Annotated in this window: 25 protein-coding genes and 1 tRNA gene; 15 read left to right on the forward strand and 11 right to left on the reverse strand. The window is 58.9% G+C overall.

The genetic code is table 11. From position 1 onward, the window contains the following. Window positions 1-8 precede the first annotated feature (8 nt). From O3S81_RS04470 to O3S81_RS04480, 3 genes are all read left to right on the forward strand, one after another. Window positions 9-1,379, forward strand: coding sequence for an MlaD family protein (locus O3S81_RS04470; protein WP_269341239.1), 1,371 nt, complete (start codon window positions 9-11; stop codon window positions 1,377-1,379). Between the two features lie 15 nt (window positions 1,380-1,394). Then, window positions 1,395-2,000 (forward strand): ABC-type transport auxiliary lipoprotein family protein, encoded by a 606-nt coding sequence (locus O3S81_RS04475; protein WP_269341240.1) that lies wholly within the window; start codon window positions 1,395-1,397, stop codon window positions 1,998-2,000. A gap of 100 nt (window positions 2,001-2,100) precedes the next feature. Then, window positions 2,101-3,066 (forward strand): alpha/beta hydrolase family protein, encoded by a 966-nt coding sequence (locus tag O3S81_RS04480; protein ID WP_269341241.1) that lies wholly within the window; start codon window positions 2,101-2,103, stop codon window positions 3,064-3,066. 30 nt (window positions 3,067-3,096) lie between these two features. Here O3S81_RS04480 and O3S81_RS04485 read toward each other — a convergent pair whose 3' ends face one another. Beyond that, a complete protein-coding gene (locus O3S81_RS04485; RefSeq protein ID WP_269341242.1) occupies window positions 3,097-3,534 on the reverse strand; it encodes a PACE efflux transporter in 438 nt (145 codons plus the stop codon). A gap of 674 nt (window positions 3,535-4,208) precedes the next feature. On the opposite strand from O3S81_RS04485, the gene O3S81_RS04490 reads away from it, so the two are divergent. Continuing rightward, complete coding sequence (locus O3S81_RS04490; protein ID WP_269341243.1) at window positions 4,209-4,457, forward strand: hypothetical protein; 249 nt, start codon at window positions 4,209-4,211, stop codon at window positions 4,455-4,457. A gap of 140 nt (window positions 4,458-4,597) precedes the next feature. Here the strand turns inward: O3S81_RS04490 and O3S81_RS04495 are convergent, their stop codons facing one another. The 4 genes from O3S81_RS04495 to O3S81_RS04510 all read right to left on the reverse strand — a co-directional run bounded on the left by O3S81_RS04495 (window position 4,598) and on the right by O3S81_RS04510 (window position 7,344). After that, window positions 4,598-4,786: a hypothetical protein gene (locus O3S81_RS04495; RefSeq protein ID WP_269341244.1), complete on the reverse strand. Its 189-nt coding sequence runs from the start codon at window positions 4,784-4,786 to the stop codon at window positions 4,598-4,600. 282 nt (window positions 4,787-5,068) lie between these two features. Further along, window positions 5,069-5,299, reverse strand: coding sequence for a hypothetical protein (locus O3S81_RS04500; protein ID WP_269341245.1), 231 nt, complete (start codon window positions 5,297-5,299; stop codon window positions 5,069-5,071). A 203-nt stretch (window positions 5,300-5,502) separates the two neighbouring features. Beyond that, window positions 5,503-5,754 carry a hypothetical protein gene (locus tag O3S81_RS04505; RefSeq protein WP_269341246.1) on the reverse strand — a complete coding sequence of 84 codons (252 nt, stop codon included), beginning with the start codon at window positions 5,752-5,754 and terminating at the stop codon, window positions 5,503-5,505. 237 nt (window positions 5,755-5,991) lie between these two features. Further along, window positions 5,992-7,344, reverse strand: coding sequence for an O-antigen ligase domain-containing protein (locus tag O3S81_RS04510; RefSeq protein ID WP_269341247.1), 1,353 nt, complete (start codon window positions 7,342-7,344; stop codon window positions 5,992-5,994). A gap of 269 nt (window positions 7,345-7,613) precedes the next feature. On the opposite strand from O3S81_RS04510, the gene O3S81_RS04515 reads away from it, so the two are divergent. Next, window positions 7,614-8,690: an acyltransferase family protein gene (locus O3S81_RS04515; protein WP_269341248.1), complete on the forward strand. Its 1,077-nt coding sequence runs from the start codon at window positions 7,614-7,616 to the stop codon at window positions 8,688-8,690. On the opposite strand, the gene O3S81_RS04520 is transcribed toward O3S81_RS04515, so the two are convergent. Beyond that, window positions 8,682-9,386 carry an SGNH/GDSL hydrolase family protein gene (locus O3S81_RS04520; protein ID WP_269341249.1) on the reverse strand — a complete coding sequence of 235 codons (705 nt, stop codon included), beginning with the start codon at window positions 9,384-9,386 and terminating at the stop codon, window positions 8,682-8,684. The two genes, O3S81_RS04515 and O3S81_RS04520, sit on opposite strands and share 9 nt — an antisense overlap. A gap of 49 nt (window positions 9,387-9,435) precedes the next feature. Here O3S81_RS04520 and O3S81_RS04525 point away from each other — a divergent pair, with 49 nt between their 5' ends. After that, entirely contained in the window at window positions 9,436-10,509 is a 1,074-nt protein-coding gene (locus tag O3S81_RS04525) for an acyltransferase family protein (RefSeq protein ID WP_269341250.1), read from the forward strand. 300 nt (window positions 10,510-10,809) lie between these two features. On the opposite strand, the gene O3S81_RS04530 is transcribed toward O3S81_RS04525, so the two are convergent. Further along, a tRNA-Lys gene (locus tag O3S81_RS04530) sits at window positions 10,810-10,885 on the reverse strand. 155 nt (window positions 10,886-11,040) lie between these two features. Beyond that, on the reverse strand, window positions 11,041-11,295 hold the full coding sequence (locus O3S81_RS04535; RefSeq protein ID WP_269341403.1) for a GlsB/YeaQ/YmgE family stress response membrane protein: 255 nt from the start codon (window positions 11,293-11,295) through the stop codon (window positions 11,041-11,043). A 122-nt stretch (window positions 11,296-11,417) separates the two neighbouring features. Here O3S81_RS04535 and O3S81_RS04540 point away from each other — a divergent pair, with 122 nt between their 5' ends. The 3 genes from O3S81_RS04540 (at window position 11,418) to O3S81_RS04550 (ending at window position 17,896) form a co-directional block, all read left to right on the forward strand. After that, window positions 11,418-14,051 (forward strand): mechanosensitive ion channel family protein, encoded by a 2,634-nt coding sequence (locus tag O3S81_RS04540; RefSeq protein ID WP_269341251.1) that lies wholly within the window; start codon window positions 11,418-11,420, stop codon window positions 14,049-14,051. A gap of 338 nt (window positions 14,052-14,389) precedes the next feature. After that, a complete protein-coding gene (locus O3S81_RS04545; protein ID WP_269341252.1) occupies window positions 14,390-16,903 on the forward strand; it encodes a GcvT family protein in 2,514 nt (837 codons plus the stop codon). 159 nt (window positions 16,904-17,062) lie between these two features. Beyond that, window positions 17,063-17,896, forward strand: coding sequence for a response regulator (locus O3S81_RS04550; protein ID WP_269341253.1), 834 nt, complete (start codon window positions 17,063-17,065; stop codon window positions 17,894-17,896). A 31-nt stretch (window positions 17,897-17,927) separates the two neighbouring features. On the opposite strand, the gene O3S81_RS04555 is transcribed toward O3S81_RS04550, so the two are convergent. Further along, window positions 17,928-19,484 carry a phospholipase D family protein gene (locus O3S81_RS04555; protein WP_269341254.1) on the reverse strand — a complete coding sequence of 519 codons (1,557 nt, stop codon included), beginning with the start codon at window positions 19,482-19,484 and terminating at the stop codon, window positions 17,928-17,930. A 159-nt stretch (window positions 19,485-19,643) separates the two neighbouring features. Between O3S81_RS04555 and O3S81_RS04560 the strand changes: the two genes are divergently transcribed. From O3S81_RS04560 to O3S81_RS04570, 3 genes are read left to right on the forward strand one after another with little or no spacing between them, the layout of a single operon-like run. Next, window positions 19,644-19,958 carry an ArsR/SmtB family transcription factor gene (locus O3S81_RS04560; protein WP_006697387.1) on the forward strand — a complete coding sequence of 105 codons (315 nt, stop codon included), beginning with the start codon at window positions 19,644-19,646 and terminating at the stop codon, window positions 19,956-19,958. Beyond that, window positions 19,955-20,311 (forward strand): SRPBCC family protein, encoded by a 357-nt coding sequence (locus O3S81_RS04565; protein WP_269341255.1) that lies wholly within the window; start codon window positions 19,955-19,957, stop codon window positions 20,309-20,311. The genes O3S81_RS04560 and O3S81_RS04565 overlap by 4 nt, the downstream gene beginning before the upstream one ends. Before the next feature lie 43 nt (window positions 20,312-20,354). Further along, window positions 20,355-20,963 (forward strand): ATP-dependent Clp protease proteolytic subunit, encoded by a 609-nt coding sequence (locus O3S81_RS04570; protein WP_269341256.1) that lies wholly within the window; start codon window positions 20,355-20,357, stop codon window positions 20,961-20,963. Between the two features lie 13 nt (window positions 20,964-20,976). On the opposite strand, the gene O3S81_RS04575 is transcribed toward O3S81_RS04570, so the two are convergent. Together O3S81_RS04575 and parE are read right to left on the reverse strand one after the other, a co-directional pair. Beyond that, on the reverse strand, window positions 20,977-21,867 hold the full coding sequence (locus O3S81_RS04575) for an NAD-dependent epimerase/dehydratase family protein (protein ID WP_269341257.1): 891 nt from the start codon (window positions 21,865-21,867) through the stop codon (window positions 20,977-20,979). A gap of 67 nt (window positions 21,868-21,934) precedes the next feature. Further along, window positions 21,935-24,055 (reverse strand): DNA topoisomerase IV subunit B, encoded by a 2,121-nt coding sequence (parE, locus tag O3S81_RS04580; RefSeq protein ID WP_269341258.1) that lies wholly within the window; start codon window positions 24,053-24,055, stop codon window positions 21,935-21,937. A 224-nt stretch (window positions 24,056-24,279) separates the two neighbouring features. Here parE and O3S81_RS04585 point away from each other — a divergent pair, with 224 nt between their 5' ends. From O3S81_RS04585 to secG, 3 genes are all read left to right on the forward strand, one after another. Beyond that, window positions 24,280-25,161, forward strand: coding sequence for an alpha/beta fold hydrolase (locus tag O3S81_RS04585; protein WP_269341259.1), 882 nt, complete (start codon window positions 24,280-24,282; stop codon window positions 25,159-25,161). Window positions 25,162-25,373: 212 nt separating this feature from the next. Then, entirely contained in the window at window positions 25,374-26,144 is a 771-nt protein-coding gene (gene tpiA, locus O3S81_RS04590; RefSeq protein WP_269341260.1) for a triose-phosphate isomerase, read from the forward strand. Between the two features lie 115 nt (window positions 26,145-26,259). Then, window positions 26,260-26,715 (forward strand): preprotein translocase subunit SecG, encoded by a 456-nt coding sequence (secG, locus tag O3S81_RS04595; protein ID WP_269341261.1) that lies wholly within the window; start codon window positions 26,260-26,262, stop codon window positions 26,713-26,715. Window positions 26,716-26,803 lie beyond the last annotated feature (88 nt).

Genomic DNA, 26,803 nt, shown 5'->3' on the forward strand with positions numbered 1-26,803 from the left:
CGAGAAGCATGGAAACCAAGGCGAACTACACCATAGTCGGAATTTTCACGCTGATCGTGATCGCCGCCGCATTCGGCTTCGTTTACTGGATGGCGGAATTCGGCCGTGGCGGCCCGACGGCGCAGCTTGTCGTGCGCATTCCGGGCTCCGCCAACGGCCTTTCCGTCGGTTCTCCCGTGCGCTTCAACGGCATTCCCGTCGGCACCGTGCGTGGCCTTGCCATCGACCGCGATGACCCGGCCTATTCCATCGCCTTTACCGAAGTGCAGGCGGATGCGCCGGTTTTTCCGTCTACTCGCGCCGTGCTTGAAATTCAGGGCCTGACCGGTGCCGCCTATATCGAGCTTTCCGGCGGCAACAAGGATGGCGAGCGCATTCTGCAGAAAGCCGTCGAAAGTGGCGTTCCCGCCGAGCTGACGGCCGATCTTTCCAGCGTTACCAACCTGCTTGCCACGGCTGATAAAATCCTGAAGCGCGCCGATGGCGCGATCGGCGAATTGCAGGGCTTTGTGCAGGATGCCCGTGGCCCGTTGACGCAGACGGTGCGTAATGCCGAGAAATTCTCCGATGCGCTGGCGGCCAATTCCGACGGCATCAAGAACTTCATTGCGAGCTTGAGCTCGCTTTCCACCACGGTGCAATCGGTCTCGGTACGCCTCGACGGCACGCTGACGGCCATCGAAGATCTGGTGAAGGCGGTGGATGCCGGCAAGATCGATTCCATCCTGTCGAATGTCGACAAGGTGACGAAGGATGTCGCTTCCGCCTCCAGCGACATTCAGGGCATCATGGAGACGGTGCAGAGCACGGCGCGCAATTTCGAGGCGGCGAGCACGGAAGTACAGACGGTCGTGAAGCGCGCGGATGAGCTTCTGGCTTCCGTCGATCCCGCCAAGGTCAGCACCGTGGTGGGCGATGTTTCCGCAGCGACCGCCGATGCGCGTGATGCCGTGGCGAACTTCAAGCGGATCGCCGATGATGTCGGTGCCCGTCGCGCCGATATCGATCAGGCGGTTTCCGACTTCACCGAGATGGGCCGCAAGCTGAACCTTGCCTCCAGTCGTGTCGATGGCATTCTCGCCAGGGTGGATGGCATGCTTGGCACTGACGATGCCAATTCCCTGTTTGCCAAGGCGCGCGAGACGCTGACCTCGTTTAAGGCGGTGGCCGACAATCTCAATGCCCGCATCGGGCCGATTGCCGACAATCTGACCCGCTTCTCCAGCTCCGGCCTGAAAGATTTCCAGGCGCTGATCGGCAGCACGCGGGTCACTGTCGACAATCTCAACAATGCCATCACCAATATCGACCGCGATCCGCAGCGGTTGATTTTCGGCGGCGAAACCGTGAAACAATATGATGGCAGAACAAGGCGCTAAGAGGGGTATCGGCCAATGAGACTATCGATGAACGGCCAAAAACGCCGCGCCCTCCTTCGGGCTCCGCTATTTGCCGCCTTGATGGCAGGCTGTGCAGGTGCGCCGACGAACGATACCTTCGATCTTTCCGTATCCTCGGCGGTGGTAGCGCAGGGGCCCTCGCTGAAGAGCCGGCAATTGCTGATCGCCGATCCGACCGCCCTGAAGGCGCTCGATAGCGAAAACATCGTGGTGCGGCTTTCCGGCTCGGAAGTGCAATATCTCGGCAATTCGCAATGGAGCGACCGCCTGCCGCGCATGGTGCAATCCAAGCTCGTGGAAGCCTTCGAGGATACCGGCAAGCTCGGCGGCGTCGGCCGGCCGGGGCAGGGGTTGGCGATCGATTATCAGGTCGTGACCGATATCCGCGCCTTCGAAATCGATACGGCAAGGAACATCGCCAATATCGAAATGTCGGTGAAGCTCCTGAACGACCGCAACGGCACGGTGAAGGCGCAGGAAGTGTTCCGCGCCAGCGCCCGCGTCAGCGGTTCCGGCAACGCCAATTTCGTCAAGGCGCTCGATCAGGCCTTTGCCGCGGCCACCCGCGACATCGTGGCCTGGACGCTGAAATCGCTTTAAGCGCCCGGCAGTCATTGCCGTCACGAGAAACCGCTTTATGTTTGCGCAGGACCGGTCGCCGATCGGTTTATGCGTAATGTTGCCGATCCGTGAGTTCGTGATGCGATTTCTGCTGCTGCTTTGCCTTATGCTTTCCGCACTGTCCGGAACGGATGCCGCCACGGCGGCCGGTCTCCGGTTGGTCGATGTTCCAGCCGCGAATGGCAAAGCCGCCATGAAGGCTGCGGTGTGGTCGCCCTGCGCGGCCGCGCCGGGAGAGGTCAGGATCGGCCCCTTCCTTTTGCCCGCCGTGCGGGATTGCCCGATCCCTCACGGGAAATATCCGCTCGTTGTCATCTCCCATGGCTTTGGCGGCACCTATTTCAGCCATCGCGACACGGCGGCGGCGCTGGCGGATGCCGGCTTCATTGTCGCGGCGATCAATCACCCCGGAGACAACGCGCTTGAGATGAAGAAGGCGGGTGAACTTTCCGCGCTGACGGGCCGGCCGGCGGATATTGCCCGAGTGCTGGATCATCTGCTCGCAGGCTGGAGCGAAGCCGGCTCCATCGATGCCGGGCGGATCGGCGTCTTCGGATTTTCGCGTGGCGGTTATACCGCGCTGGTGCTTGCCGGCGGCATTCCCGATTTTGCCAATGCCGGGCTGCCCTGTCCTGACCCGCAGGCGCCGATTTGCACGCAGATGCGGCAGAAGACGGCGCTACCGCAGCACGGCGGTCAGGACAGGCGCGTGAAGGCTGTGGTCGTTGCCGACCCGTTGAATGCCTTTCCCGGCGCGGGCGACCTGAAGGCCATCGCGATCCCCGTCCAGCTGTGGAGTTCGGAACGGGGCGGCGATGGGGTTGTGCCGCAGGATATTGCAAGGCTGCGCGACGATCTGCCGGTGAAACCGGATTATCGGATGGTGAAAGGGGCAGGGCATTTTTCGTTCATTGCCCCTTGCCCGCCGGAGATGGCAAAAGCCGCGCCCCAGATTTGCAGCGACGCGGCGGACTTCGATCGGGCGGAGTTCCATCGCGGTTTTAACGCCGATGTCGTCAGTTTCTTCAAGGCGTCGCTGCGCTGAACCGCTCTTGGCGGACGCGGAAGCCGTCGATCAGGCGGCGTCCTGCTGCGATTGCCATTCCGGCAGCGGGAAAACCCGGTCGTAGCTCCAGTTGAAGACAAAAGCATAGACCACGTAAAACAGCGCAAACGAGATATCCATCACCAGCGCGTGGGCAAGGCTGATATTCAGATACCAGGCGATGAAGGGCATCAGCACGATCAGGAGGCCGAGCTCGAACAACACGGCGTGGGCGACCCGGATGGCCGGGGTCTTCAACGTCGTGCCCTTCAGCCGCTGCATGGCATGGTCAAAGCCAAGATTGTAGACATAGTTCCAGATCGTGGCGAGCGTGGCGCTGACGAGGCCGACGATACCGATATCTTCCATCGGCATGCCAAAGAGCAGCGCGCCCAAGGGGATGACGAGCAGAAGGCCGATGATTTCAAAGCTGAGCGCGTGGCGGATACGATCTTGCAGGGAACGCATTTCATTCTCCGGTATGTGACCGGGCCGTCCCGCATGCTGTCGCCAATATGGCCGAGGTCGTCCTCGCGTTGAGGCATATAGAGCTTTTGGGCGGAATTTTCAAGCTTGGGGCTGGGGGCAGCCACTGTCACGGGGATGGTGCCGCTTGTTTCTTCTCCTCGAGGGGGAGAACGTCGCGGCAGCGGGATGAGGGAGCGAGGGCAGAGATATCCCTTGAGCGAGCCCCCTCATCCGCCCCTTCGGGCCACCTTCTCCCCGGTGGGGAGAAGAAACAAGCGGCAGCGCCTTGCCCTCTCTTGGGGAAAGGGCGAAGGCTGCGGGAACAAGACCCGTGCTTTTTCGTTATCGCTCATGGAAGGAGGCGTGCCATGCAGCAGAATTCCTCTGGAGGAAGAACGATCAGGGCCGCCAACACGGCGAAGGTTTCGACTTACACGCCAAGCCTCATTTCCCTGAAGGGAAGTTACGTGGCGATGATATTTCGCAGGCCGCTTTGCCGAAATTCGCTGGATGTGCGGAAAAAATAGGGCGATGACAGTGCCCTTTCACTTGGCTGCACATCGATGACGACTGCCGAAATGATGATGAGCTTTAGATGTCTCTAAAGTGTGATTTTCAATCCGGCGCGTCTCCACCTAGACTGGAGATTGCCACAAAAGCGAAGGGAGAATGACATGAAATCAGTTCTCATTATCGCCGCTGTCTTTGGTTTTTCCGCCAGTGCAGCGCTTGCGGAATGCGCAGGTCATGAAAAGATCAACGCTTCCGTTCCTGCCGTAGACCGTGAATTCAAGACCGCAAGCATCGTGCCGCCGACGGAACCCGTCGACAAACCCGTCGTCATCCTGAAAAAGACCGACCGCCTTCCGGCTGCGGTTGCGACGACCGGTGAGCCCGAAGCCGCAATGCAACGCATGCAATAGGCCGGAACAACAACCTCTTCATTCAGAAAATCCCGTGCGTGAGGTGATCCGCACGGGATTTCGCTTTTTGAAAAACGGGAAGCAGGAACGTCTTGCGGTGAGGCCTGCCTTGCTAGCCTTCTCCGGCATTTCCATGACAACTAGCTATCGAGTTTGAGCGACAGCTGCTTCGGCCCTTCGTTCTTTTTGAGAACGTAGAGCGGCCGGGTGATGATGACTTCCGTTCGCCGCTGCAGTTCACGGCGCCGTTCAAGCGCGCGCTCACGCATGTCGCGCGAGCGGGCCACGACGGAAAGGGCATTTTCTATGGTTACGTCTGCTGTGTTCATCGCTGACCTCCATAATGTTCACTTTATGTTCTCATTATTGGGGGCTTGTGTCAACACTGTGGCAGGGGGCCGGCGAGCGATGTGCCCGTGGGATAACAAGCCTCCGGGTGCGACCGGCTGCACCGGGTGTTGCCCGTCGCACAGGACCGGCCGCACCGAAACAATGTCACGGCGCGAGCCAACGCTCCCGACGGGCGACAGGGACGCTCCGGATCTCTTCGATCGATTTTTACGATGATTGTCTCGACGGCGCGGGCGCTGATCCGCCCCGGCTCGAAGATGTCAGGAGAGGGGACGTTGATCCGGCGCGGGAAGGCCGCCGGCGGACATGAGGTCGGTGAGATACTCGCTGGCGAGTGCAACGATGGCAAGGGCGGCCTGCTGGCGGTTCCAGCCGGCATGTTCCGCTTTTTCGATCAGCCCGTGAATGGAAGGCTCCAGCGCGAACTGGCACTCGGCCTGGTAGTCCATGGTGTCGATCGAAAGCGACGGGGAATTGATTGCGGCCCGCATCGTTTGGTCTCCCTGTTTTCCGTCATGCCCATCATACGCGAAACGCAAATCGGAACATGCACATTCAGAGGCCGGTGATATCGGGTATGCTCTACAAGGCCCGTACATCACTGGCAGCGAATCCCCCAGCAGGCGGACGTTAACGGCAAGTCTTGATGGCTGTCAACGAGCCTGCGGCGGCGATGACCCCGCCAGACGCATTTTCAGAGCCTTCCATTCCGAAAAGGCTTTCGCCTCCAGATCAGCAGCGCCATGACATAAAGCGCAAAAATCACGAACCAGGTGACGGGCAGCACCATGAAAAGCGCCGCATAGGCGCAATTTCCCTCAAAACAGGAGCCGAGAAATCCGGAATCGGCCAAGGCCGCCGACAATAAAAATGCACATACCCCGCTCCCGACCGCGCCGAGGACGAAAATCAATATGTTGACGATCAATCTCATGGTCCCGATCATAAGGATGATTGAGACAGCTTTGGGGAAAGGCCGTCAGTGGAAGGCCTATTTCATCCTTCGCGGGACGCGTCGTTGCGCTGCCGGCGGTGGCGACGACATTGTGCGTGAGCTCTACCAAAGGCGAAACGGGTCGCATAGGCAACAATGGTTCATTCTATGCTTTAAATAAGCATCACAATAACTTGTTATCTATTGGGAAATTTGTGGATTATGAGGAGCTTGTCTCTCCGACCCTCACTATGACTGTGCCACGCTCACATACCCTCTTTGCGGATATTCATCGGGGGAATGATTTAGAGTTCTGCGCAAGATCGAGGGCCCCCTGACCAGACGGAAGTCCAGATCCAGGGCCGTGTAGCCGATCAATAGTCCTGCCCAACACATGAAGGCGGGATTGACGTCGAGTTCTTCGAAAAGATAGCCGCAGGTCAATGTCACTGCCACGTAGAGGAAAAAACGGATCTTACGGCGGCGGAATATGAGATAGGCGACGGAGCCCAATACGAAAATGCTGATGAGGACGCCGGCCGTGAAGGCTGTCGAGATAAAGCCATTGTGAGGGCTGCCGAAATGGCCAAGCGCGTTCATTTCGGCCACTCTGGCACTAAGGCCTATGCCGAACGGACTATTCATCGCGACCTGCACACCATATCCGAGTGATTCCAGCCGGTCGAAAACGTTGGAGGCTGCGTTGTCATCTTCAACGAACCGTTTCGCAACCGCGCCTTCGATCAAGCCGAAAAGACCAAGCGGAAGAATGATCGACAATAAGAATGCGCCGAGGGCGGCGTATAAGGCCGTCAGCTTGAGTTTTTTGTTCGACAGGGAGTGGGTGTAGGAAAGGATCGAGACCAGAAGGACCGTTCCCATGCCGGATCTGTTCAATGTGGCGCTGAAAGAAACTATGTAGAGAAGAAAAAACGAAGCAAATATAAGAAAACTTCGGCGCTTTTCCGCCAGATATGCCGCCGCGGCCGCCGCAAGGGCAAATACCGGCCCGGCCTCGTTGCCCTGGGACCACAGGCCTCCGGCTTTCTCGAAACGTATCAGTGACGCATTGACGTCGCCCGTCGCTGCGGCGTCTGCCACGGCCTGGTAGTCAAATTCGAGAGCCAGCCCGAACCTCGAAAGGGTAGAGGGGCTATAGAGATCGAACAGCAGACACATGACGGTTGCGCCGAAACCCAATAATACGCCCCAGCAGAATAGTTCAAGGCAATCCTCCTTGAGTAGGGCGAAAGTAAATGGCAGGAAATATAGGATGTATAGAAACGTAAAAATCGATGAATAATGTTCTCCATCCGCACGATTATACGACAATAGCAGAGCTATGAACAATGTCATGACTATGGGCGTCGTATGGATCAGGAAAAGTGTGGAGTTGATTATTCTGATATAGACCAGATAAATGATGGGCAGCGTGGTTATGACGATGATGTCGGTAATTCTTAAAAAAGGAACACCGAAGGCGGTTGGGATCACGTTGAGCTGTGAAAAGAAACCAAAGGCCAGGACGAAACACTGGATCAGAAATCTGGGGCCGACTATCCTGCCGGGATAGTAGGGCATGGCGTTGACGAATGCGGGCATCCTGCTTGCCAGCCGTCGATTGTGGTGCTTAGATTGTTGCACGAGATTGAATCTCTCAATTATTTATAAGAACGTCATCAAGCTAAATTAGAGAATATTTTTTCTTTGTTCATTCGTAAGCGGGTGAAATCCGCATCGATTTCCGACATGTCGGCGTCAGCGCAATATTCATTTTGTCCCAATATTTTATCGTAAATAAAAAACTAATATACCGAATGCGTGGTCTACGACCAGATGGGTATTTAATTTATTTAAGCTAAGAGGCGATTTTGATTAAGAATCTCCATGTCCTTAGGGCTGTCGCGGCGCTGATGGTCGTATATGTCCACATCGGCCCAGAAATGCGTCAGGTATATGACAATTTCCCCATGCTGGTTTCTGGTAATGCCGGCGTTGACATATTTTTTGTTCTGTCCGGATTTCTTATGGTGTTGACCACCGAGCAATCGAAGCTGACGCCACTGGTATTTTATTTCCACAGAATAGCGCGGATTGCTCCCCTCTATTGGGCGATAACGACTGTAATATGCCTCGCTTATCTTGCGGGGATGAAGCCTATCGGGGTGGTTGATCTGCCATTCGATCTTGTCTTGCGGTCGTATCTGTTTCTGCCTGTCGAGCGCGATGGGCTGTATCAGCCGATAGTCTATGTGGGCTGGACCCTGATCTATGAGGTCTTTTTCTACTTCATTTTTGGTGCATTTGTAAGTTTGAAGGACAGGGTCCGCGCTTCCGTCATGGTAACGGGCATCATTCTCGCATTGGTCCTGCTGCCGTTTGTCCTGAGGATAGAAAATTCCACGTCTGCCTGGTTTTACACCAGGCCGATCATGCTGGATTTCGTGTTCGGCATCTGGCTCGCGCGCCTTTCCATGAGGGCCGATCTGCAACGCCTTCCCGCTTCCGTGTCAATTGGAGGGATATTGGCGGGGATATTGTTGATTGTGCTGCCGGACATCACGCCGATACCGCAGTTGGACGGTTTCATCAGGCCGCTGACATGGGGCGTGGGCGGAAGTCTCATAATCCTTGTGCTGATCGCTTTGGAGCGGCAAGGCCGGACCCTTGATTATCCGTTCCTCATCACAATTGGCTCGGCGAGCTATGCGATATATCTCACGCATCCTCTCGTTCTGCATCTCGTATCGAAAATTGCGTCCCGTTTTGCCGATTTCCCCGTGATCTTTGCGGCGATGACATTGATAGGCGGGCTGGGGCTGATTCTGCTGGTTGGGGTTATGTCGTGGCGCCTGTTGGAGGCGCCAATGCACAAGCTCATGCGGAAATGGCTGTCGATCTATCTGCTTCGCGCCAACCGGGGCGAAGCGACGGTTCAGCTAAGGTGAGACTGTCAGGCAGATCTTTTTTGCAAGCGCTTTTGCCAGGGATTGATTGGCTGCGGGGCTGAGATGGAGGCCGTCGACCCATTTGGTCGCAACATCCGCCAGGGCCTGCGGCGCCTCGACCAAAGCCATGTTCCTTGCCTGCGCGGTGTTGCGGACGACGTCCCGGTATCGCTCCACGCCTGCGTCTACCGCGCTATCGGCGATCGGCGGAGGCGTGACAAGAATGACCTTGCTGCCTGCCGAGATACGGCGGTCAATCAGGTTCTGCAGATTTGCATGAAACTCTTGCGTCGTGAGGGTTCTTTCCAGTTTGCCGAAATTGCCGGCATCGTTGGTGCCGTACATTAGTACCGTCAGGTCGCCATTGCTGGAGGAAGCCCACCGTTTAATTCCGTCAATGCTTCTGTCTCCGGGGAAGCCATGATTTACGATCTGGACGCCAGGCAGGGATTTTCCCACTTCTTCGGGGTAGGGGGTTTGGCTTCTTCTCGCCCATCCATTGTTGATTTTCGGCGCCCCGTTCATCTCGGCTTCGTCGAAGCCGTAGGTGAGGCTGTCTCCTTCAAAAACGATCTTCGAACCCGGCTTCAAGGAAACCTGTTCGGGCAGACATGTTGCGGAAACCGGGGTGGAAAAGAAAATGGCGCTCCCCATCGCGGCTGCGGCGGTGGTGCGCAAAAAAGCTTTTGGCTTCATATGTTAAATCCGTTATACCTTATACAGTATATTTTTCAGGATATTTTAAATGATATTTAATTTGCAGGTTTTGAGAGCGGTTGCCGCTTATCTTGTTTTTTTTCATCATTTTGTTCCAAATCTAACACCCTATTTCCCCAATGCAAAGAGCTATGAGTTCGGTGCCGCAGGGGTCGATATATTTTTTGTATTGAGCGGTTTTATTATGGTCGTCACGACTTTTAATAAAGAGAGCGATCCTTTTCGATTTATGCTGAACAGAATTGTTCGCATCGTTCCCATGTACTGGATCGTAACGCTTTTTGTCGTTGCTTTGTTTGTAATAGGTTTTCGCCCTGTCGGCGTGATGGAGCTGCGCGCGGATTATATATTCAACTCGCTGTTTTTTATACCGTTTACACGCAACGGCCTGTGGGAGCCAATTCTGTCGGTGGGATGGACGCTGAACTACGAGATGTTCTTCTACGTTGTCTTCGCCTCTCTCCTGCCAATAAAGAACTTCCTCCTCAGGATTTGCTTCCTTTCGGCGGTTCTGGCGATTTTTGTCGCTTCCGGCGAAGTTCTCCCGCTCGGATATATGGCATATTACGCAAAGCCGATAATACTGGACTTCGTCTTCGGGGTCGCCATCGGAGCGGCATATCTTTTGACCGGAGCACGGTGGTCGGACAATAAGACCGCCGCGTCTGCGGGTTGGTCTTTCCTGATTTTGGGCGTGGTGCTGATCGTGGCTACGGGCTTTGGCCTGGGGCTATCTCACAGCACCGGCATATTCCGGCCTCTGAGCTGGGGCGTGGCTGGATTTCTATTGGTGTCCGGATGTGTGCTGCTGGAGAAAAACGGATTTCGCCTAAAGAACAAATGGATTATCGAGCTTGGTAATGCCAGCTACTCAATTTATCTCATACACAATCTGCTCATTCAAACATCCGCCAAAGCTGTCAATGCGCTTTGGGGTCCGGGCATCCTTTCGGTAGCCCTGGCTGCCATCTTGGCCCTGTTCGCCACGACGCTGCTGAGTTTGATGGCCTACCGCTTCGTCGAGGCTCCGTTAAATCAAGCCTATCGCCGCAGAAGCGCCTCCGCACCAAAAGCGGAAGCGGCGGTTAGTCAGAACGGGTGATTTTTCACTCTGTCATGAAAGGTATCGCTGGCGTTCGACGAGCGCCGCAGCTTGGCAGAGAGGTTTTCTGTGGGCGGCTTCAGTGGGCGCTCACAGCCGCGTTTCGCGCCTTTTGATCAGGAGGGTGCGTCCGCTCCATCCTTGCTGCCGAGGGGCGGGAACATTGCTATGGCGAGTTGCTGGCGCGAGGGTGCGGACCTTGTCGCCAAAGGCGGATTTCAAGGTCATTTTATTCCAGGCTGCAGGGGAAAAATTCGAGCCGCTTTGCGGCTGAATTAAACACTAAGTGTTTGGAAAGATTGGTGGGTGATGTAGGGCTCGAACCTACGACCCGCTGATTAAGAGTCAGCTGCTCTACCAACTGAGCTAATCACCCGACCGGCACCGTGTGGCGGTGTGAGGGGGGCTATAAAGGGGAAGTTTGGGCTTGTCCAGCGCGGAAATGAAATTTCTTCGATTTTTATGACGAAAAAATTTCAGTCGCGCTGGAAAAGCCTGAAAATCCGGGGTTTTACGGATTTTTCTTTTTGGTCATCCGCGCCTGAAGGCTCTGCCGATGGCGATGAGGATGCAGGCACCGACGAAGCCGGCGATGAGATAACCGAGCCAACCCTGTAGAGCGATTCCAAATACCGACAGGATGGCGTTGGCGACGATCGCGCCGACGATTCCAAGAAGGATGTTCATGAAAACACCCATATTGCTTTTCATGAATTGTTCGGCGAGCCACCCGGCGACACCACCGATGATGATGGCTGCGATCCAGCCAATGCCAGCAGATTCCATGATTTCCTCCCATGTTGCTGCATAATCGAAGGTGATGATTCTCGTGGCGAAAAGCAAGGTAAACTCCTGAAAACCTCGCTTTATGCGGGTGGTTTTCCGCGTGGCAGGCGCTAAATAGCCTGATGCGGCGTAAAGAGACGAAAGGCATGGATGTGCGGTTGATGGTCGGCGGATTGATGGATGGCAGGCGGGTGTTCGGCGAGCGGGCGGGCGCTGGCCGGCGAGGTGGCGGCATGGCCCCGATACTGGCCGTTCTTTTTGCCCTCTTCAGCAGCCTCTGGGTGATGCCGGCCCTGGCGCAGGAAACAACGACGCCGGCAACGCCGGGCGCCATCCAGGTCTCGACGGTCGAGCAGGCGAGATCGGATCTCGAAAAATGGAAGGCGGATATCGCATTCATCTCGGGACAGGTGGAGGCGGGCGGACGCGACGATGTCCAGCTCGTCGACCTCAAGGGACGGGCCGATGGCATCGCTGCCGATGCCGCCGCCGCCAATGCCAAGCTTCGGGCGCGGCTGGACCAGATCAAGACCCGGCTGGATGCGCTGGGTGCGGCGCCTGGCGAAGGCCAGCCACCGGAGGCGAGCCTCGTCACGGAGGAGCGGAACCGGCTGACGGCGGAGCGCGGCGAGTTGAATGCCATGGCCGGCGAGGTGGAGGCCACCGCCAACAATGCCGCGCAGATTTCCAACAATATCACGGCGGTGCGCCGGGCGCTTTTCGCCGCCACCCTGTTCAAGCGCACGGAAGTTTCCGCCCAGACACTTGGGGATGCGTCTTCCGCCTTTCTCGCCGAACTCACCAACCTCAACAATGCCTTCAGCAACTGGGCGGCCTATGTCTGGAATTACAAGCGGCTGCCGATGTTCGGGGCCGTGATGCTGTCGATCATGGCGGCGCTGCTGTTTCTGGTCGGCGGTTACCGCTTTTTCGGCAGCCGCATGGACCGGCGCGCCTTTACGGGCGAGCCTTCCTATCTCAGAAGGCTTTCGGTGGCCTTCTGGTCGACCATGGTGCAGTCGCTGTCGCTGTTCCTGTTTCTCGTCACCTCGGCCTTCTTCCTCGACAATTTCAACGTGCTGCGGTCCGACATAGCGCCGATCCTCTTCGGGGCGATGGCGATCACCGGTTTCGTTTATTTCGTCTCGCGGCTGAGCTATGCGATCTTTGCGCCGACACAGCCGGAATGGCGCCTGCTGAAAGTATCGAACAAGGGCGCACATACGCTGTCTTCGGCGGTGCTGCTGATGGCGCTCGTCAATGGTCTCGATTACCTGTTCGGCACGATCAGCGAGACGCTTTATTCGCCGCTGATCGTCACCGTCGCCAAGAGTTTCGTCGCCTCCATCATCATCGGGCTCATTCTGCTCACCGTGTCGTTCCTGCGGCCGATGATCGGTGAGGGGCAGGATTACGACACCGGCAACCAGCGCCTGCCGCGCTGGCTCGTCATTCTGTTGCGGGTGGGCGGTCTCATCCTCATCGGCGCCTGCCTGACCGGTTATGTCGGTCTTGCGCGCTTCCTCGCCACGCAGATCGTCGCGACCGGTGCGGTGCTGGCGACCATGTATATCGGCATTCTCTCCGGCAAGGCGATTTCGCGGCAGGGCGCCTTTGGCGAATCCCTTGCCGGGCGTTATCTCGCGCGGCGCTTCGGCCTTGGGCCGGTTGCGCTTGATCAGGCCGGCCTTGCCGCGGGGCTTGGCATTTATGCCGTGGCGCTTGCCTTCGGCGTGCCGCTCATCCTGTTTTCCTGGGGCTTCCAGCCGGGCGATATCGAAAGCTGGGCCTATCGCCTGCTGACCGGCATTACCGTCGGCAATGCCTCCATCTCGCTGATCGGACTTTTTGGCGGTGTTCTCGTCTTCGCCATCGGTTACATCATCACCCGCTGGTTCCAGAAGTGGCTTGATAACAACGTCATGGCGCGAGGCCAGGTGGATGCCGGGGTGCGCAACTCGGTCAAGACAGGCATCGGTTATCTCGGTATCGCCGTTGCGGCGATCTTTGGTGTCTCCTCCGCCGGTCTCAACCTCTCAAGCCTCGCACTGGTCGCTTCCGCCCTTTCGGTCGGTATCGGTTTCGGTCTGCAGAATATCGTCTCGAACTTCGTCTCCGGCCTCATCCTCCTGGTCGAGCGTCCCTTCAAGGTGGGCGACTGGGTGGTGACCGGCACGACGGAAGGCACCGTCAAGCGGCTTTCCGTGCGCGCCACCGAGATCGAGACCTTCCGTGGGCAGTCGATCATCGTGCCGAATTCGGAATTCATCAATTCCTCTGTCGGCAACTGGACACACCGCAACCGCATCATGCGGGCGGAAATTCCGGTGTCTGTCGCCTATGATTCCGATCCGCAGCAGGTGATGGATATTCTGCTGGAGCTGGTGCGCGCCCAGCCGCCGGTGCTGCGCAATCCCGAACCGCATGTGGAATTTCTGCGTTTCGGCGATTTCTCTCTGGATTTCGAGCTGCGCTTCCACCTTGCCGACCTGTCGAACGGGCTTGCCGTGAAAAACGCGCTGCGCATCGCCATTCTCCACCGCTTCCGCGAAGAGGGCATCGCCATCCCGTTCCCGCAGCGTAACCTCAACATCCATGTGGAAGGCGACGCCAATCCGCAGATGCTGGCGGCGCTGCTTTCGGAAGAGGGCGACAAGGCGGTGGTGGCCCATACGGGGGCGGCGGCGCCAGAGAAAGAGCCATCGAAGAGCGAGAAGGCGGCTGAGCCGAAGGAGAAACCCGGCGCGAAAGCGTAGCAGGCTGTTGCTTGAGGATCCCGAGTCCCGGGCAGGGGCTCGCCGCCTGTCACCTTCTCCCCGCGGGGGAGGAGGTCGCGGTAGCGGGTGGTGGGGGCTAGCGTCGGGATATTCGGCAACGTGGCCTCCTTATCCGGCCCTTCGGGTCACCTTCTCCCCGGCGAGAGAAGAAAGGGGTGGGAAGCCTTTCACCCGGCATGCCGTCATTTTCACGCCTGTCGCAGCACCCTATGGCCATGTCGCAATCAGGCGGCTGAACAACCCGCAAGCGCTTCATATTCCTCCCATCCAATGTCGGCGGAATAAGGCAAGGCCGGCGCTTTTCAGGGGTTCTGTAAATGAAGACACATGCACGGGCGGTGGTGATCGGTGGCGGCGTTGTCGGCGTCTCGACACTTTATCATCTTGCCAAGAAGGGCTGGAGCGACAGCGTTCTCATCGAGCGCAAGGAACTGACCTCGGGCTCCACCTGGCACGCGGCCGGCCTCTTGCCGCTGTTCAACATGAGCTACTCGGTTGGCCAGATCCACAAATATTCCGTGAAGTTCTACGAGGAGCTTCAGGAAGAGACCGGCATGAATGTCGGCTTCTCCAAGGTTTCGAACATCCGTCTCGCCCGCACCAAGGATCGCTGGGACGAATATATGTATTATGCCGGCATTGCCGAGACCATTGGTGTGCGTGTCAACATGCTGACGCCGGAGCAGGTCAAGGAAATCTGGCCGCTCTGCGAGACGGACGGCCTGCTCGGCGCCATCCAGCATCCCGACGATGGTTATATCCAGCCCGCCGACCTGACGCAGGCACTGGCCAAGGGCGCGCGCGACCGTGGCGCCACCATCTACCGCAACACCACCGTCACCGCCATCGAGCAGCTGGAAGACGGTCACTGGAAGGTGACGACGGACAAGGGCGAGATCATCGCCGAACATATCATCTCCTGCACGGGCTCCTTCGCCCGCAAGACCGGCGAGATGGTCGGCATCAACATCCCGGTCATTCCGGTCGAGCATCAGTACATCGTCACCGAGCCGCACCCGGCCATTCAGGAACGCCGCCGGCAGGGCCTGCCGGAAATGGGCGTCCTGCGCGAGTCTGACTCGGCCTGGTATATGCGCGAAGAAGCGGGCGGCCTGATCCTCGGTCCTTACGAAGTCGGCGCGCCGGTCTGTTATGTCGACGGTCCCTCCGATGAAAGCGAATATGAGCTGTTCCAGGAAGAGCTTGACCGTCTGATGCCGCATATCGAAACCGCCATGGTGCGCGTTCCGGCCTTCGGCGAAGTGGGTATCAAGAAGGTCTATAACGGCGCGATCGCCTATACGCCGGATGGCAATCCGATCGTCGGTCCGGCTCCCGGCCTGAAGAATTTCTGGCTGAACGAAGGTCACTCCTTCGGCATCACCGCCGCCGGCGGTGCCGGCTGGCAGCTTGCGGAATGGATCGTCGATGGCGAGCCGACGCTCGACCTGATGGGCGTCGATCCGCGCCGCTTCGGCCCTTACGCAACGGAAGGTTACCTCATCGCCAAGAACGAGGAAGCCTATGCCAACGTCTTCACCATGCATTACCCGGACGAAGAGCGCTCCGCCGCCCGTCCGCTGAAGACGACACCGGTTTATGATCGCCTGAAGAAGCTCGGCGGCGTGTTCGGCTCCGTCTATGGCTGGGAGCGCGCCAACTGGTATGCACCGGAAGGTTATGCGCTGCGTGAGGAAGCTCTCGGCGTCGGTGCCGATGTCATCACCAACCACAATCACGCGCCGGCGCTGGAAGACGGCCGCATCGTTGAAAAGTGGTCGTTCCGCCGTTCGAACTATTTCGAACATGTCGGCAACGAGGTGAAGAACGTTCATCAGAATGTCGGCGTGCTCGACATGTCAGCCTTTGCCAAGATGGAGGTTTCCGGCCCCGGTGCACGCGCCTGGCTCGACAGCATTCTGGCCAATGCGGTGCCGAAGAAGCGCGGCCGCATCGCGCTTACCCATCTTCTGACGCCGAATGGCGGCGTGAAGGCGGAATTCACGGTCTATGAATGGGCGCCGGGCCGCTTCTACATGGTTTCGGCCGGTGGTCTGGAAGCGCATGACCATGACGTTCTGCGTCGTCTGGCACCTACCGATGGCTCCGTGGTGCTGCAGCCGATCACGCAGAAATACGGCGTGCTGGTACTGGCCGGTCCGAAGTCGCGCGATCTGCTGAAGAAACTCACCCGCACCAGCCTGGAGAACAAGGATTTCCCCTGGCTCACCGGCAAGCAGATTTCCGTCGGCGTGGCGACGGCGCATGCGCTGCGCGTCAACTTCGTCGGCGAGCTTGGCTGGGAGCTGCACCATCCGATCGAGATGCAGAACTACATCTTCGACAGGCTGATGGAAGCGGGCGCCGAATTCGGCATCAAGCCCTTCGGCATCCGCGCCATGGTCTCCATGTCGCTCGAAAAATCCTACCGCAACATGGGCCGCGAGCTTTCCGTCGAATATAACGCCTATGAATCCGGTCTGGACCGCTTCCTGCGTCCGGAAAAGGACTTCATCGGCCGCGACAAGCTGGTGGCCTATAAGGAAGCCGGCGTGAAGTGGGTCTTCTCGACGCTGACCGTATCCGGCAATACCGATGTCGATGCGCGCGGTTCGGAAGCGATCGTGGATGCAAACGGCGCGCTTGCCGGCCGTGTCACCAGCGGCGGTTTCGGCTGGCGTATGGGCAAATCCATCGCGCTCGCCATGCTCAAGCCGGAATATGCGGCTGTCGGCACCAAGCTTAAAATCCGCATTCTCGGCACGTCCTATGATGCCGAAGTGGTGGAGGAAAGCCCGTTCGACACCGATAATGCGCTTCTGCGCGCATAAGACCATTCCCCTCCCAAAGCTGGAATACGGCCCCTTGCGGGCCGTATTTCCGTTTAAGTAAGCATGTGCTCAACTGGCCTTCCGGCAAAAGTGTTATTAATCATTCTGAAAAATGCGGCTGCTATCTTTCGCTGACATACGATGGGGGATCGGGGCAGAATGAATTTTCTAGGCATCACGGGCATGCAATATTCTGGCGTGCCTTTCAGCAATAACCGCATTTTGCTGGCGGAAGACAGCAATGTGTTCACCCAGATGGTGAGCATGCGCCTGAAGGAGCTGCTGGGCGTTACCGTGGAAGTGTGCCGCAACTTCGAGGAGCTGCAGGCCTGTTACGAACATTCTCCCGAACCGGTGACGCTCGCCATTTCCAACATCAACCTGCCGGGGGCAGAAAAGGGTGAGGCGCTGGAATATCTGATCGATCTTTCGATCCCGACCATCGTTTTCACCAGCACCTTCCACGAAGCGACGCGCGAAACGCTGATCGCCAAGGATGTGGTCGATTATATTCTGAAAGATAATATTTTCGCCGTGGACATGCTGACGGAATCCGTCTGTCGCTTCCTTACCAACCACCGCCATCATGTGCTGATCGTCGATGACAGCCCGACGGCGCGGGCGCTGCTTTCAAGCCGGCTGAAGCGTTATAATTTCCGCGTCAGCCTGGCGGATAGCGGTGCGAAGGCGCTCGATATATTGAAGGCCAATCCCGATATCGGCCTTGTGGTGACCGATTACAACATGCCCGACATCGATGGCTTCGAACTCACGCGGCGCATCCGCACGGTGCGCGGGTCGCATGAGCTGCGCATCATCGGTGTTTCTTCCTCCACCAACCGGCTGCTTTCGGCGCGGTTCCTGAAGGCGGGCGGCAATGATTTCATGCTGCGGCCCTTCATCGACGAGGAGTTTTACTGTCGCGTCAACCAGAACCTCGATACGCTGGTGCAGATACAGCTGGCCAAGTCCGGCGTAAGGCCGGCGGCCTGAGAGGAGGCGGCTTTGGCGGGCCTTTCGACCGTCAAAGCTGCGATTCCAATGGCAGGAAGCGCATGATGCCCGCGACGATGCGGCGGCTGATGGCTGCGTCGGGTTCGCGCCGGTATGTCTTCGTCCGCCCCTGTTCTTCCGTCGTCCAGACAATGCGTTTGCGGCTGTCCACATCCAGTTCGAAGCTCATCGTGCGGCGGATTTCCCCGGTGAATATCTCGTCCATACGGGCGACCAGCGGCGGCGAATTGAACACGACACCCATTTCGGTGTTGAGCGAAGCGGAGCGCGGATCGAAATTCAGCGAGCCGATATAGCCGGTCCTGCCATCGCGGGTGAAGGCCTTGGTATGCAGGCTTGCCTGTCCCGAGCCGCGTAGCGTGAAGTTCGATTGATCCGCCTGCGCGCGCAGCTCATGCAGGCGTACCCCGCCAAGGAGAAGCGGTTTGCGATAACGGGCGTAACCCGCGTGAACGGCGGCCACATCCGTTGCGGCCAGCGAATTGGTGAGGATGGCGAGCGATACGCCGCGTTCGGCGAGATCGAGAAAAATCTCCATGCCCTCCCTGCCGGGAATGAAGTAGGGGGAGGTGATGTGCAGGCTTTCGCCTGCCGCCTGCATCAGGGGCAGCAGACTTTCCATCAGGAAATTGTGGCCCTTGCGGCGTTTGCCTGCCGCCTTTTCCGGCGGGTCGGCGAGAATATCCGCCGTATCCACCCAGTGCAGCCGGTCCGACATCAGGAAATGATCACGGCCATATTGGCTCTCCACCCGCTCCAGATAGGGTTTGGCGGCTTCGCTTTGCGGCAATGCGTCCAGTTCGTGCCGCAATCTGGCAAGCTTGTTCGGTCTGCGCGCCAGCAGCGAGCGTACCGGCACGGAAACGGCGCTGTTCCAGTAATCGTCGAAGATTTCGGTGGCGTCGGCGACGATCCGGCCGAAACCGAGAATGTCGAAATCGTGGAAATTCGCCCGCTCGGCGGCATCGAAATAGGCATCGCCAATATTGCGCCCGCCGACGATTACGGTGCGCCCATCGGCGATCCATGCCTTGTTGTGCATGCGGCGGTTGACGCTTCGAAAGCGCAGCACCAGTTCGACGCTCCGATGCAGGATGTTTTCCCGCGCCCTCGTGGGGTTGAACAGCCTGAGTTCGATATTGGAATGGCTGTCGATGGCGTGGAAGATTCGGTCCGAGATGGACACGCCAAGATCATCGAGCAGCAGCCGTACGCGCACGCCGCGATCGGCGGCGGCGATCACCTCGCGCATCATCAGCCGCCCGGTCAGATCGGCATTCCACATGTAATACATGAGATCGAGGCTGCGCCCGGCGGCCCGTGCAGCCGCCACGCGCACGGCGAAGGCATCCAGGTTGGAATGCAGCAGGCAGAGCGCATTCTTCTCGTTCCAGCCGTTCCTGATCGATTGCCAGTGCCTGTCCAGCGCGGTTCCTTCCTCGGCGACGGGCAGGGCGGTGGAGGGGCGCTTGGGAATGGCCTTTTCCCGCTGTTTGCCGATGACGACGAACAGGCTCGGCCCGATGACCAAAAGAAGAATGACGATGAAGACCGTAAATGCAGTCACTTGTTTTGATCGCTCCCGGCCCGAAGCCTATCAGGCCGGATGAAAACGCGCGAGGGGATAAAGCGTTCACGGCATCTCATGCCATGGGAATGAAAAAGGCGCGTTTTTCACGCGCCGAAAGAGCTTGCGAATGACATAAGTGTATGCTTATGTGTCGTCATGACAGAGAATGATATTTTCCGGGCACTGGCCGATCCGACGCGCCGTGCCATTTTCGAAAAGCTGGCGGACGGCGCCATGAACGCTTCTGCCTTGCGTGAGGGGATCGAGATAAGCCAGCCGGCCATGTCGCAGCATCTTTCAGTGTTGCGCGGGGCAGGGCTGGTGGTTGAAAGGCGGCAGGGCCGTTTCGTCAATTACGAGGTCGATCCGGAAGGGTTGACGCGCATTGCTGCATGGCTTGGCAAATATCGCGCTTACTGGCCGCAGCGCATCGAGGCTCTGAAGCTCCTGCTGAAGGATATGGATCAATGAACAGGCAGACACCGGAAGCGCCGGCAAACGGCATCGAGCTTGAATATGATCTGGACGAGCCGCCACAAAAGGTCTGGCGCGCAATCAGTATTCCGGCGTTTCGTGAAAACTGGCTGCCGAAGGAGGCCTTGGCGGAACCGGATGCGATCGATATCAAGCCCGGCGAGGAGGTGCGCTACCGGCTGCGCGAGGATAATCCGCCATTTCTGGAAAGCACCGTCACCTTCAGGATTGCGGCGAATGCCCATGGCGGCACCAGCCTGCGCATCATTCACGACCTGCCCGTAAATACCGGCCGCATGACGAAGGCCGCCGCAAACCACAACGGTTCGCCGATCAAGCTCGCCGCCTGATCCGCCACATTTCCCGAATCTTTCAACCGACAGGAGTTCGCCGATGCGCGAAACGATGCAACTCGTCCCAATGGTAGTCGAACAATCGTCAAGGGGAGAAAGGTCTTTCGATATCTATTCCCGCCTGTTGCGGGAGAGGATCATCTTCCTCAACGGTGAGGTAAACGATACGGTCTCAGCACTGGTCTGTGCGCAATTGCTGTTTCTCGAAGCGGAAAACCCGAAGAAGCCGATCCATCTCTATATCAATTCGCCGGGTGGCATGGTGACCAGCGGTTTCGCCATGTATGACACCATGCGTTACATTCGCGCGCCGGTGCATACGCTGTGCATGGGTACGGCCCGCTCGATGGGATCGTTCCTGCTGATGGCGGGTGAGCCGGGCACGCGGGCGGCGCTGCCCAACGCCAGCATCCTCATTCACCAGCCCTCCGGCGGTTTTCAGGGGCAGGCGTCGGATATGCTCATTCATGCCGAAGAAATCAGGCAGACGAAACATCGCATGACACGGCTTTATGCCGAGCATTGCGGGCGCAGTTACGACGAGTTCGAAAAGGCGATGGATCGTGACCGCTTCATGACGGTGCAGGAGGCTCTGGAATGGGGCCTGATCGACCGCATTCTGGAAGTCCGCGAGGATGCGGCGGCTTAGCTTAGGCTGGGGCCTATTCGGATTTCCTGCTGACACTCGCGCCGGCCGGCAGCACTTCCAGGCTGCGCCGGGCAAGCTCCGCCAAGACCTCTTCGAAACCGAAGCGGGATGTCCAGCCAAGCCCGTCTACGGCGCGGGCGGGTGAATAGACCCGGTCAATGATCGCCGGCAGCGCCCATCTCCGCTGCGCGAAAGCGGCGGCGAGAGCCGGGGTCCGCTGCCGGAGAACGGAAGCGGCATCTTCGGCGAGGCTGTCGCAATCGTCAGCGGAAAACGGGGTGGTTGCCGATATGATATAGCGCTGGAAATCGTCTCCCGCATTGGTCAACGCCAGCACATGGGCATCGGCGACATCGCGGATATCGACACCGCGATGCAGCCGGTAAGCCGCCATCACGTCGGCGGGCTCCGGGAAACTTCTGGACATGCGAAGCACACGTACCGCGAGGTGTTGGCCTGCCATCGCTTCCAGCACCTGCTCGGCTTCGAGTTTGGTGCGGTGATAGATGCTTTTCGGTCGGGGCGGCGTGTCTTCGTCGATGAAGGTGCAGGACCCTGAAGAAACCGAGTGTCCGTAAAGCGCCGTGGTGCTGGTGAAAACGATCCGTTGTACGCACGCTGCCATCGCTGCTTCCGCCACCATGCGGGTTCCCTCGACGTTGATGCGCTGGAATTCCGCATCGGGAACGACGCCGACATGGGGCGCATGCAGCGCCGCCGCATGGATCACCGCATCCGCCTGCTGGAAAGCAGAGCCTAGCAGCGCCTTGTCCGCGAAATCGCCGATGATATGGGTGGTGGAAAACGGGGAGCGATCGATGCCGATGACATCATGCCGGCCGGCCAGGGCACTAAAAATCGCGCGGCCGACCCGACCGGAGCTGCCCGTCAGCACTATCCGCATGATGTTGCCTCCACATCAACACAAAAGGCAGCGCCATGCGCTGCCTTTCAAGGGGTCATCCGGATGATCAGATATCCAGATTATCCGCAAAAGCCGCCCGTTCCTGAATGAAACGGAAGCGGGCATCCGCCTTTGTGCCCATCAGATTGTCGACCGCCTCGCGGGTGCCTTCGAAATCCACGTCATCGATCTCGACGCGCAGCAGGGTGCGCTTTTCGGGATCCATGGTGGTTTCCTTCAGCTGCTGGGCCATCATCTCGCCAAGGCCTTTGAAACGGCCGATTTCGACCTTCTTGCCCTTGAAGACGGTTTCCATGAGCTCGGCGCGGTGGGCGTCGTCGCGGGCATAGGCGCTTTTGGCACCCTGACGGATGACGTAGAGCGGCGGCACGGCCAGATAGAGGTGGTTGCCGCGGATGAGTTCCGGCATTTCCTGATAGAAAAAGGTGATGAGCAGCGAGGCGATATGGGCACCATCGACGTCCGCATCGGTCATGATGATGATGCGCTCATACCGCAGATCTTCTTCGCGATATTTGGTGCGGGTGCCGCAGCCGAGTGCCTGAATGAGATCGGCGATCTGCTGGTTGGCGGAGAGCTTTTCGCGGCTGGCGCTGCCGACGTTGAGGATTTTACCGCGCAGCGGCAGGATGGCCTGGTTGGCGCGGTTGCGCGCCTGCTTGGCCGAGCCGCCAGCCGAGTCACCCTCAACGATGAAGAGTTCGGCATTTTCGGCCGTGTTCTGGGCGCAGTCCGCCAGCTTGCCGGGCAGGCGCAGCTTGCGCACGGCGGTCTTGCGGTTGACTTCCTTTTCCTTGCGACGCCGCAGGCGCTCTTCGGCGCGCTCGATCACCCAGTCAAGCAGCTTGTCCGCTTCGCCCGGATTGCCGGCGAGATAATGGTCGAAGGGATCGCGCAGCGCGTTTTCAACGATGCGCTGGGCTTCGACGGTTGCCAGCTTGTCCTTGGTCTGGCCAACGAATTCCGGTTCGCGGATGAAGACGGAGAGCATGCCGGCTGCCGAAATCATCACGTCATCGGTGGTGATGTCCTTGGCGCGTTTGTTTTGCGTCAGTTCGGCATAATTCTTCAGGCCCTTGGTGAGCGCGATGCGGAAACCCGCCTCATGCGTGCCGCCTTCGGGCGTTGGAATGGTGTTGCAATAGGAATGGATCTGCGTGTCGCCGCCATACCAGGTGACAGCCCATTCCAGCGCGCCGTGGCCGCCGGTCTTTTCCGTGCGGCCGGAGAAAATCTCGCGGGTGACGGTGAATTCCTTGCCGAGCGTGGCGGCGAGGTAATCCTTGAGGCCGCCGGGGAAATGGAAAACCGCCTTTTCGGGGATTTCACCACCGGCCGGCACCATGCCGGGATCACAGCTCCAGCGGATTTCAACGCCGCCGAAAAGATAGGCCTTGGAGCGGGCCATGCGGAAGATGCGCGCCGGTTCGAACTTGGCGTGATCGCCGAAGATCTGCGGATCGGGATGGAAACGCACGCGGGTGCCGCGGCGATTATGTACGTCGCCCAGCTCTTCCAGCGGACCGATCGGCAGGCCGCGCGAAAAGCGCTGGCGGTAAAGCTTGCGGTTTCGCGCCACTTCCACTTCGAGAAGATTGGACAGCGCATTGACCACGGAAACACCGACGCCGTGCAGGCCGCCCGATGTCTCATAGGCCTTGCCGTCGAACTTGCCGCCGGCATGCAGCTTGGTCATGATGACTTCCAGCGTGGACTTGCCGGGAACCTGCGGGTGGTTTTCCACGGGAATGCCGCGGCCATTGTCGGTGACCGTCAGGAAACCTTCGGCATCGAGATGGACCTCGATGAAATTGGCGTGGCCGGCGACGGCCTCGTCCATGGAGTTGTCGATGACTTCGGCAAAGAGATGGTGCAGCGCCTTTTCGTCGGTGCCGCCAATATACATGCCCGGACGCATGCGCACGGGCTCAAGCCCTTCGAGCACGCGGATCGACGAGGCGCCGTAGTCGTCACCGGCAGGTGACGCGGGGGCGGGCGGAGCGGAAGTCGTGACGGCCGCAACGGCTGCGGGTTTCGGCTGCACATTCACGTTGGCGGCTGCGGTCGCCGGGGCCTTCACGGTTTTCGCCGTGTCCTCGTTCGTGTCCGTATCGCTGTTTCGTGCCGCCGGAAGACCGGAGAAGAGATCGTTGCTGTCGTCCATCATGTCCAAGGTTCAAAGTCGTGTGTCAGAATTTCGCCATGCGAATCATTATGCCTGTAGCGCCAATCATAACGCCAAACGCGGTTCCCGTCCGATTCCAGTGGGTCCGTCTGGCAAGCGCGGCACATCCTATGCCACGATTGTGTCAGGGTTTCGCAACAGGAGGATTGCGCTGGCGATGCCGCAATGGCAAGTCTCGCAGCCACGAATGAACGGTTAGCCAAGGCATGTCCACAGCTCATTTCACGTTTTGTACTCTTTTCAGCCTGACTGTTGCGGCCATGCCGGTTGCGGCCTCGGCCGCTGAGGGGCCGCTGCGGCCTTTCAAGGACGAGCTGTTTTCCGCCCAGACGGTGCTTTCCACCGGCGATGGCGGCGCATCCGAAGTCATCGATTACCAGGAAATGCGGGATATCAACGGCCGCGACGAGGTGCCGGAGCGGCGGGTGAAACGGCAATATGTCGACATGGCGCCGAAGAAGGCGCAGGCGCTGGAAACTGTTTCCGTCGAGGGCAGGGCTCTCGAGGTCGGCCGCGTCGGGCTGGCAAGCGGCCAGGCCTTCACGGTCATCTTCATCCATGGGCGCGGCGGTGACCGGCGGCTCGGCATGAACGACTACACCTTCGGCGGCAATTTCAACCGGCTGAAGAACCTCGCCACCGCCAATGGTGGCACCTATTACGCGCCGAGCGTGCGCTCCTTCGACGAAAACGGCGTTGCCGATGTTGCGGCACTGATTGCCGATGCGGCCAGAAAATCCGGCGGCAAGCCGGTGGTGCTCACCTGTGCGTCGATGGGCAGTTTCATCTGCTACGGCATCAGCCGCGACAAGGCGGCCGTCGCCAATCTCAAGGGCATGGCGATACTCGGCGGTGCGGTTGATCCCGATTTTCCGAAAAGCGCCTTTGCCAAGGCGAAAAAGCCGGTCTGGTTCACCCACGGCAGCGCCGACAAGGTCTATTCGGCGGATCAGCAGGCGACGATCTTCCGCTCCTCGCTGAAGGCCGGCGAGCCGGCGCGGTTCACGCGTTATGAGACCGGCAGCCATGGCACACCGGTGCGCATGACCGACTGGCGGGCGGTTTTGAACTGGATTTTGGGCCGCTGAGGCCGCTATTTGGGTCGGGAGCGGCGAAATTTGCGAAATCGGCCGCCGTTTTGAACCTTCGGACCGCTTTTTTGTACCATTTGCGGCCAGCTGCAGTTAAAGGAATATCCCGGGATTTCCGGCAGGTCTTCTGTCGTGATTAAGGGCCGTGATACGGCTGAGGGAAGGGGCGCCGCCCAAGGCGGGCCTAAGACAAAGGGAATGGGATACGCATGACGCCGAATGTTCGACCGCTTGTTGCCGGAAACTGGAAGATGAATGGCACCCGTGCCTCGCTCGATCAGATCAAGGCCATGGCAGAGGGCGTCAAGGGCGCGCTGTCCGAAAAGGTGGATGCGCTGATCTGCCCGCCTTCGACATTGCTCTACGTGGCAACGGCGCTGTGCGATGACAGCCCGCTGATGATCGGGGCGCAGGATTGCCATCAGAACGCATCCGGCGCCCATACTGGCGATATTTCCGCCGAGATGATCGCCGATTGCTTCGGCACCCATGTCATTGTTGGCCATTCGGAGCGCCGCACCGACCATGCCGAGACCGATCATCTCGTGCGTGCAAAGGCCGTTGCCGCCCATCAGGCCGAACTCATCGCCATCGTCTGCATCGGTGAGACGGCGGATGAGCGCAAGGCGGGCCAGACGCTCGATATCCTCAAGCGCCAGCTCGCCGGCTCCCTGCCGGATGAGGCGACGGCCGAAAACACCGTCATCGCCTATGAGCCCGTCTGGGCGATCGGCACGGGTTTGACGCCGACCGTTGAAGACGTGCGCGAGGCCCATGCCTTCATGCGCGACGAGCTCGTCAAGCGTTTCGGCGGTGCCGGCAAGACCATGCGCATCCTCTATGGCGGCTCGGTAAAGCCCGCCAATGCGCTGGAGCTGATGGGTGTCGAGAACGTGGATGGCGCGCTGATTGGCGGCGCGAGCTTGAAAGCCTCGGACTTCCTGTCCATCTATGCGGCATACGAGCAACTGACGGCTTGATCCAAGCTTTCCTGTCACGGGGATGGGAAAGGGGCTTGGAATAAGCCTTCGCCTCATGTAAAGAGCCGCAAAACCTTCTTTATGGTGCTCCGCGCGGGGCATGGAATGGATTGTCATGCAGACCGTTTTGATTGTTATTCACCTCATGATCGTGCTGGCGCTTGTCGGCGTGGTCCTGATCCAGCGTTCCGAAGGCGGCGGCCTCGGTATCGGCGGCGGTTCGGGCTTCATGTCCGCGCGCGGAACGGCCAATGCGCTGACGCGCACCACGGCGATCCTTGCCGCGCTGTTCTTCGCAACGTCGCTCGGCCTTGGTCTTCTGACCCGCTACGAATCGCGACCGACCGACATCCTGAACCGTATTCCGGCCACGCAGGGCCAGGGTAACGGCATTCTCGATACGCTCGGCCCGTCCACGACGCCCGCTCCGGCTCCGGCTGAAAATGGCGTTCCGACCAATAATGGCGCTGCCGCTCCTGCGCAGACCACGCCGGCTCCGGCCGCTTCCGGTTCGGCCGCTCCGGCCCCGGCACAGCCCGCCGATCCGAACGCAGTTCCGACCGGTCAATAAGCCCGGTTTTGATTTAACGCTCCGGCAGGCCAAAAGCCTGCCGGTTTTCTTTTGTTCGCATTCCGGCTTGCCCCATCGCAGATTCGTC

The organism is Agrobacterium sp. SOY23 (assembly GCF_027212525.1).
Taxonomy (GTDB): domain Bacteria; phylum Pseudomonadota; class Alphaproteobacteria; order Rhizobiales; family Rhizobiaceae; genus Agrobacterium; species Agrobacterium tumefaciens_I.